This is a genomic window from Methylobacterium nonmethylotrophicum (assembly GCF_004745635.1).
GTDB classification, from domain to species: Bacteria; Pseudomonadota; Alphaproteobacteria; order Rhizobiales; family Beijerinckiaceae; genus Methylobacterium; species Methylobacterium nonmethylotrophicum.
On record NZ_SRLB01000025.1, the window covers coordinates 82,801 to 90,044 of the forward strand.

The window sequence follows — 7,244 nt, forward strand, 5'->3', positions numbered from 1 at the left end:
CGCCCGGGCCGGCGCGGGAATCTGCATGGAACCGGCGACCGGGGACGGCGGCCGGGCGCCGCTCCGACCCGTCCCGCATCGACCTGCGGGTGCGATGCAGGGTCGGTTCACGTTTTTGCGTGTGTCGCAGGCTTTCGCTGCGAAACCGGCTACCACTTTCGCGAAACCTGCTTAGGCTCCGCCGGCCGGACCGATGGCTGCCCCCGCGGGTTGGTCCGGCGGCAGGTCGGGCCGGCGCAGTCTGAACACCTCCGTCGGGGCCCGGCCTGCTCGCGCGGGGAGAGAGTCGCCCCCAGGGGAGCAGCGCCAGGGGAGCGCAGAGGGAGCGTCGATGGTGCGCCTGAACGAGATCCGGGCCGGCGAGGTCGCGGTCGAGCCGCCTTCGCCCACGGATGCCGGGCTCGTGTTCATCGGCCGCATCCGCACCCCGTGGACCGACCGCCTCGCCTGCCCGCGCCAGGGCCGGGCGGACGGGCCGGCCTGCCGGATCGAGGTGTTTGCGCCCTGGCGCGAGGCCCTCGACGGCGTCGCGCTCTACGCGCGGCTCGAGGTGCTGTACTGGCTCGACCGCTCGCGGCGCGACCTCGTGCGCCAGAGCCCGGCCAGCGACGGGACCGCGCGGGGCACCTTCTCGCTGCGCTCGCCGGTGCGGCCGAACCCGATCGGCACCAGCATCGTCACGCTGATCCGGGTCGAGGACGGAATCGTGCACGTGCGCGGCCTCGACTGCCTCGACGGCACGCCGCTCCTCGACATCAAGCCCGACCGCACCCTGTTCACGCCGCTCGCGCCGCCCCAGGCGGGCGACGCTGAGACCGGCGGCGGGGAGATCGCGGACGCATGAGGGGATCGGCCGCGCTGCTCCTCGTCCTGACGCTCCTCGGGGCACCGGCCGGAGCCGCGGAGCGTCCGGCGGAGGCAGCAGGGACGAGCGAGGCGGCGCAGGCGCCGCCAGGCACCGCCGAGACCGCGGAGGCGCCGCTGCCGATGCAGGAGGTGGCGCCGGGCGTCTTCGTCTACGCCGCGCCCTACGCGCTCGCCGGGAGCGGCAATGCCGGCGCCATCGCCAATGTCGGGTTCGTCGTCGGCCGCGACGCGGTCGCGGTGATCGACACCGGCGGCAGCCTGCGGGCGGGGCGGCGTCTCCTGGCGGCCCTGCGGCAGCGCACGGCCCTGCCGGTGCGCTACGTCGTCAACACCCACGTCCATCCCGATCACGTGCTCGGCAACGCCGCGTTCGCGGGCGACGTGCCGTCGCGGGAGGGCACCGCGCGCGACGGCACGGTCTTCGTCGGCCACAGGGCCCTGCCGGAGGCCCTGGCCGCCCGGGCCGACACCTACCTGCGGGCCAATGCCGACCTCGTCGGGCCGGACTTCGCCGGCACCCGGATCGTGCCCCCGACCCTGCTCGTCTCGGACCGCCTCGACCTCGACCTCGGCGGGCGGGTGCTGCACCTCGAGGCCTGGCCGACCGCCCACACCAACAGCGACCTGACGGTGCGCGACGAGAGCACCGACACCTGGTTCCTCGGCGACCTCCTGTTCGTAGGCCACGTCCCGGCCCTCGACGGGCGGCTCGCCGGCTGGATCGCGGTGCTCGAACGCCTGCGCGCGCGGCCCGCCGCCCGGGTCGTGCCCGGCCACGGCCCCGCCGCCGTCCCGTGGCCGGCCGCCGCCGCGCCGATTAACCGTTACCTTGCGGCCTTGTCGACGCAGGTGCGGGCGATGGTGCGCGACGGCGCCCCGATCGGGGAAGCGGGACGCGCCGCGGCCGGGGAGGCGGGTTCCTGGGCGCTGTTCGACGACTTCAACGCCCGCAACGCCACCACCGCCTATCACGAGCTGGAGTGGGAATAGAAACCGCGGTGGTCTCGCGGGCCGGCGCGAAGCAGTCTCGTTCGTGTGCGAACGCCTTCCGACACAAACCGTTGATGTTGCAGAGCACAAAATCCATGCTGCTGTGCACACCGCAAGGCGATGTATACCTTAGTTATCGATTCCGGGGGCGGAGGGCGGCGCCCTGCCGCGGGCGGGTGTGTTGACGGCGTCCGATTTTCTCTTAGAGTTCCTTCAAGCTTCGGTTTCAACGGTGCCGCCAGGGGAAGGCGGTGTTCGGTTCGCAGACACGGCAAGGCCCCGCCCGGGCCCCTCGCACGCCAGTTCCGCTGGCAGCCGGTTGTGACACGCTGCCGAGGCCAACACGTCCCCAAACGCAAACAACAGGAAACGGCTCGTAGCGCTCCAGTCGGGGCGCACGGCGGAATGCACCTGTCGGAGGAATCCATGAGAGCGGTCCATCTCCTTGCGGTGAGCGCGGGCATCCTCGGCGTCGCCCCGGCCCTGGCAAACGACGACGTGCTGAAGCGCACGGCCAACCCGGCCGAGCAGGTCCTGCAGACCGTCGACTACGCCAACACGCGCTACTCGAAGCTCGACCAGATCAACACCGGCAACGTCAACAAGCTGCAGGTGGCCTGGACGTTCTCGACCGGCGTGCTGCGCGGCCACGAAGGCGCCCCGCTGGTCGTCGGCGACGTCATGTACGTCCACACGCCGTTCCCGAACATCGTCTACGCGCTCGACCTGAACCAGGACGGCAAGATCCTGTGGAAGTACGAGCCGAAGCAGGATCCCAACGTCATCCCGGTGATGTGCTGCGACACGGTGAACCGTGGCCTGGCCTATGCCGACGGCGCGGTCTTCCTGCACCAGGCCGACACCACGATCGTGTCGCTCGACGCCAAGACCGGCAAGGTGAACTGGTCGGTGCAGAACGGCGATCCGAAGATCGGCGAGACCAACACCGCCACCGTGATGCCGGTGAAGGACAAGCTCATCGTCGGCATCTCGGGCGCCGAGTACGGCATCCGCGGCCACGTCACCGCCTACGACCTCAAGACCGGCAAGCAGGCCTGGCGCGCCTACAATGTCGGCCCCGACGCCGAGATGAAGATCGACCCCGAGAAGACCACCGAGCTCGGCAAGCCGGTCGGCAAGGACTCGTCGATCAAGACCTGGGAAGGCGACCAGTGGAAGACCGGCGGCGCCTCGACCTGGGGCTGGTACTCCTACGACCCGAAGCTGAACCTGGTCTATTACGGCACCGGCAACCCCTCGACCTGGAACCCGAAGCAGCGCCCGGGCGACAACAAGTGGTCGATGACGATCTTCGCCCGTGACGCCGATACCGGCGTGGCGAAGTGGGTCTACCAGATGACCCCGCACGACGAGTGGGATTACGACGGCATCAACGAGATGATCCTCACGGATCAGAAGGTCGACGGCAAGGACCGGCCGCTGCTGACCCACTTCGACCGCAACGGCTTCGGCTACACCCTCGACCGGGCCACCGGTGAGTTGCTCGTCGCCGAGAAGTACGATCCGGCGGTGAACTGGGCCACCAAGGTCGACCAGGACAAGTCCTCGAAGACCTACGGCCGTCCGCTCGTCGTCGCCAAGTACTCGACCGACCAGAACGGCGAGGACACCAACTCGAAGGGCATCTGCCCGGCGGCGCTCGGCTCCAAGGACCAGCAGCCGGCGGCCTACTCGCCCAAGACCAACCTGTTCTACGTGCCGACCAACCACGTCTGCATGGACTACGAGCCGTTCCGGGTGAGCTACACCCCGGGCCAGCCCTATGTCGGTGCGACCCTGTCGATGTACCCGGCGCCCAACAGCCACGGCGGCATGGGCAACTTCATCGCCTGGGACGGCGTGGCCGGCAAGATCAAGTGGTCGGTGCCCGAGCAGTTCTCGGTCTGGTCGGGCGCTCTCGCCACCGCCGGCGACGTGGTGTTCTACGGCACCCTGGAGGGCTACCTGAAGGCGGTCGATGCCAAGACGGGCAAGGAACTCTACAAGTTCAAGACCCCGTCGGGCATCATCGGCAACGTGATGACCTTCCAGCACAAGGGCAAGCAGAACATCGCCGTGCTGTCGGGCGTCGGCGGCTGGGCCGGCATCGGCCTCGCGGCCGGCCTCACCGACCCGAATGCCGGCCTCGGCGCGGTCGGCGGCTACGCCGCCCTGTCGAACTACACCAACCTCGGCGGCCAGCTGACGGTCTTCAACCTGCCGAACTGACCGTCCTCACCGGACCGGTTGAGGACGTCACTCAGACCTAAGTCCGGGCCGGCGCGGGTTCCCGCGCCGGCCTTCCCATGATTAGATGACGATCAGGACGGCAACAGAGCGGCGCCCGGCCAGCCGCCCAAAGATGTCAGGGAGAAACGTCCGTTGCGTGACCTCAGCAAAGCTGTTCTACGGCCGTTCGTGGCCGGCCTCGCCCTAGCAACCGTCGCGGTGGTTGCCGTACATGCTGAGGATGCCAAGAAAGCCGACCCGGCGCTCGCCAACCAGCTCAACCCCAATGACAAGACCGCCGAGCCCGACGAGAAGCTGCTCGCCAAGGACGCCGCCGTGAAGGTGGAGGACGGCAAGTATTCCGACGCCGCCGGTACCCCGACCTTCCGGATCACCGAGGCCGGCAAGAAGGTCGACTGGTACACCTATTCCGGCTATCGCCGCTATCACGCCGAGTGCCACGTCTGCCATGGCCCGGACGGCATGGGCTCGACCTACGCCCCGGCGCTGAAGGACTCGCTGAAGTATCTCTCCTACGAGGAATTCGTCGGCATCGTCGTGGGCGGCAAGCAGGACGTCAACGCCTCGACCCAGAAGGTCATGCCGGCCTTCGGCGACAACAAGAACGTGACCTGCTACATGGACGACCTCTACGTCTACCTGAAGGCGCGGGCCGCCGGGGCGCTGGGCCGGGTGCGGCCGGGCGACAAGGAGGACAAGCCCGAGGCGGCGCGCAAGCAGGAGAAGGAGTGTCTGGGCGGCTGATGGCGCGGGCGACCCACTCGACCGTCCTCCCGGCGGCCCCTGTCCTGGCGGCCTGCCTCGCGCTGGCCGCCCCCGCGGGGGCCCAGACGCTGCCGGACCTCGTCACGACCGACACCCTGCGGGTCTGCGCCGATCCCGGCGCGATGCCGTTCTCCGAACGCAAGGCGGATGGCCATGGCGACGGCTTCGAGAGCCGCATCGCGGCGATCATCGCCGACGAGCTGAAGGTGAAGCAGCGCGCCTACTGGCTCGCGCAGGGGCCGGGCTTCGTGCGCAACACGCTGGGCACCGGCCTGTGCGACGTCATCATCGGCTCGGCCTTCGGCAGCGAGCTGGTGCAGCACACCAACCCCTATTACCGCTCGACCTACGTCCTGGTCTCGCGCCAGGGCAGCCTGGACGGCGTGACCGGGCTCGACGACCCGCGCCTCAAGGGCAGGGCGATCGGGGTCATCGTCGGCACGCCCCCGGTCGACCGGATGGGCGCGGTCGGGCTGGTGCCGACCATGAAGCCGTATCCGCCCTACCAGTTCGACCCGGCGCGCAAATACCAGACCGTCTCGGCCGAGATCGTCGCCGACGTCGCCTCGGGCAAGCTCGACGCCGCGGTGCTGTGGGGACCGGCCGCCGGCTGGCTCGCCCGGCAGAGCGGCACCGCGCTGGCCGTGGTGCCGCTGCTGCACGAGCCCGACCGGCCGCCGCTCGCCTACCGCATCGCCATGGGGGTGCGCCACGGCGAGAACGAGTGGAAGCGGATCCTCAACACCGCCCTGCGCAAGCGCCGGGCCGAGATCGAGGCGGTCCTGCGCGACTACGCCGTTCCGCTCCTCGACGAGGAGGAGAACCGGCTGCTGCCGGCGGACGCGAAGCCGTGAGGCGCGCCTTCGCGGCCGTCCTCCTCGTCCTGGCGGCGACCGGCGCCCGGGCCGCCCCGCCTGAGCCGGAGGATTACCGCCAGGACGATTACCGCAGCCCGACGCCCGCGACCCTGCGCGGGGCCGAGACGGTCAGCACGGCACAGGCCGAGCGGCTGTGGCGCCAGGGCGCCGCCTTCGTCGACGTGCTGCCGCGCCCGCCGCGGCCGACCGCCCTGCCGCCCGGCACGATCTGGCGCGACGCGCCGCATGACAGCATCCCGCGGGCGCAGTGGCTGCCCAATACCGGCTTCGGGGCACTGGCGCCCGCGACCGAGGCCTATTTCCGGCACGGCCTCGCGGCGGCGACCGGGGGCGATGTCGACAAACCCCTGGTGCTGTTCTGTCAGCGCGCCTGCTGGATGTCGTGGAACGCCGCCCGGCGCGCCCTCGCCCTCGGCTACCGGAGCGTCCACTGGTACCCGGACGGCACCGACGGCTGGGCCGAGGCCGGCCTGCCCCTCGAGCGGGCGAGCCCGGTCGCGCCGTGACGCCTGCGCCCCGCCTGTGGCATGGGAGGCGGGCGTGAAGCGGGAGAACAGCATCATGAGCAGCGAGCGCGTCGCCATCGTCACCGCCGGCGGCAGCGGCATGGGGGCCGCCGCGGCCCGCAAGCTGGCGGCCGACGGTTTCCGGATCGCGATCCTGTCCTCGTCGGGCAAGGGCGAGGCGCTGGCCGCCTCCCTGGGCGGGCTCGGAGTGACGGGCTCGAACCAGTCGCCGGACGACCTCGCGCGCCTCGTCGCGCGCACGCTGGAGCGGTGGGGCCGGGTCGACGTGCTGGTCAACAGCGCCGGCCACGGGCCGAAGGGTCCGCTCCTCGACCTGACCGACGAGGACTGGACCCGCGGGATGGAGGTCTACTTCCTCAACGTGGTGCGGCCGACCCGCCTCGTCACGCCGATCATGCAGCGCCAAGGCGGCGGCGCGATCATCAACATCTCGACCTTCGCGGCCTTCGAGCCCGAGCAGGCCTTTCCGACCTCGGGCGTGTTCCGCTCGGGGCTCGCCGCCTTCACCAAGCTCTTCTCCGACCGCTACGCCCCCGACAACATCCGGATGAACAACATCCTGCCGGGCTTCATCGACAGCCTGCCGGAGAAGCCGGGCATCCGCGACCGCATCCCGCTCGGCCGCTACGGCCACGCCGACGAGATCGCCGCCGTGGTCGCCTTCCTGGCCTCGGAAGGGGCGGGCTACATCACCGGGCAGAACCTGCGGGTGGATGGCGGGATCACCCGGTCGGTGTAGGGGTGCGGCCCAGGCACGATTGGCCGGTTCGACGCGACGGCTCTCAATCCCACAGGGTCGTCGGCCGTGAAGAACGTCTAAATCGTTGGAAGATCGCGCGGATTGGTTATGCACACGTCTTCGCGCGTGCAAGGGCTTGGCGTGGGTCAGTGGGTTTCCTTGCAAATTGCACGCGCGGCGAGGGCGTGATTCCCTGCTCCTGACGACGGGAGCGGGAGACGGGGCATG

General features: G+C 70.4%; 7 protein-coding genes. All 7 read left to right on the plus strand.

Translation table 11 applies throughout. The features are described from left to right. The first annotated feature begins 331 nt into the window (after nucleotides 1–331). The 7 genes from tsaA to EU555_RS26655 all read left to right on the plus strand — a co-directional run bounded on the left by tsaA (nucleotide 332) and on the right by EU555_RS26655 (nucleotide 7,016). A complete protein-coding gene (gene tsaA, locus EU555_RS26625) occupies nucleotides 332–844 on the plus strand; it encodes a tRNA (N6-threonylcarbamoyladenosine(37)-N6)-methyltransferase TrmO (RefSeq protein WP_135418402.1) in 513 nt (170 codons plus the stop codon). Beyond that, entirely contained in the window at nucleotides 841–1,857 is a 1,017-nt protein-coding gene (locus tag EU555_RS26630) for a quinoprotein relay system zinc metallohydrolase 2 (RefSeq protein WP_135418403.1), read from the plus strand. The genes tsaA and EU555_RS26630 overlap by 4 nt, the downstream gene beginning before the upstream one ends. Before the next feature lie 426 nt (nucleotides 1,858–2,283). Next, nucleotides 2,284–4,086, plus strand: a complete 1,803-nt coding sequence (gene xoxF5 / locus EU555_RS26635; protein WP_135418404.1) for a lanthanide-dependent methanol dehydrogenase XoxF5 — start codon at nucleotides 2,284–2,286, stop codon at nucleotides 4,084–4,086. A 153-nt stretch (nucleotides 4,087–4,239) separates the two neighbouring features. Beyond that, nucleotides 4,240–4,851, plus strand: a complete 612-nt coding sequence (locus EU555_RS26640; protein WP_135418405.1) for a c-type cytochrome, methanol metabolism-related — start codon at nucleotides 4,240–4,242, stop codon at nucleotides 4,849–4,851. Further along, nucleotides 4,851–5,726 (plus strand): rare earth element methanol dehydrogenase accessory protein XoxJ, encoded by an 876-nt coding sequence (gene xoxJ / locus EU555_RS26645; protein WP_135418419.1) that lies wholly within the window; start codon nucleotides 4,851–4,853, stop codon nucleotides 5,724–5,726. The genes EU555_RS26640 and xoxJ overlap by 1 nt, the downstream gene beginning before the upstream one ends. Then, entirely contained in the window at nucleotides 5,723–6,256 is a 534-nt protein-coding gene (locus EU555_RS26650) for a PQQ-dependent catabolism-associated CXXCW motif protein (RefSeq protein ID WP_135418406.1), read from the plus strand. Before xoxJ ends, EU555_RS26650 begins: the two co-directional genes overlap by 4 nt. A gap of 55 nt (nucleotides 6,257–6,311) precedes the next feature. Then, a complete protein-coding gene (locus EU555_RS26655) occupies nucleotides 6,312–7,016 on the plus strand; it encodes an SDR family oxidoreductase (RefSeq protein ID WP_135418407.1) in 705 nt (234 codons plus the stop codon). The last annotated feature ends 228 nt before the right edge of the window (nucleotides 7,017–7,244 follow it).

What these genes read in the sequence shown, in the direction of transcription:
- EU555_RS26655 (WP_135418407.1), top strand. Translation starts at nt 6,312, where the DNA reads ATGAGCAGCGAGCGCGTCGCCATCGTCACCGCCGGCGGCAGCGGCATG.
- xoxF5 (WP_135418404.1), top strand. Translation starts at nt 2,284, where the DNA reads ATGAGAGCGGTCCATCTCCTTGCGGTGAGCGCGGGCATCCTCGGCGTC.
- EU555_RS26630 (WP_135418403.1), top strand. Translation starts at nt 841, where the DNA reads ATGAGGGGATCGGCCGCGCTGCTCCTCGTCCTGACGCTCCTCGGGGCA.
- xoxJ (WP_135418419.1), top strand. Translation starts at nt 4,851, where the DNA reads ATGGCGCGGGCGACCCACTCGACCGTCCTCCCGGCGGCCCCTGTCCTG.
- tsaA (WP_135418402.1), top strand. Translation starts at nt 332, where the DNA reads ATGGTGCGCCTGAACGAGATCCGGGCCGGCGAGGTCGCGGTCGAGCCG.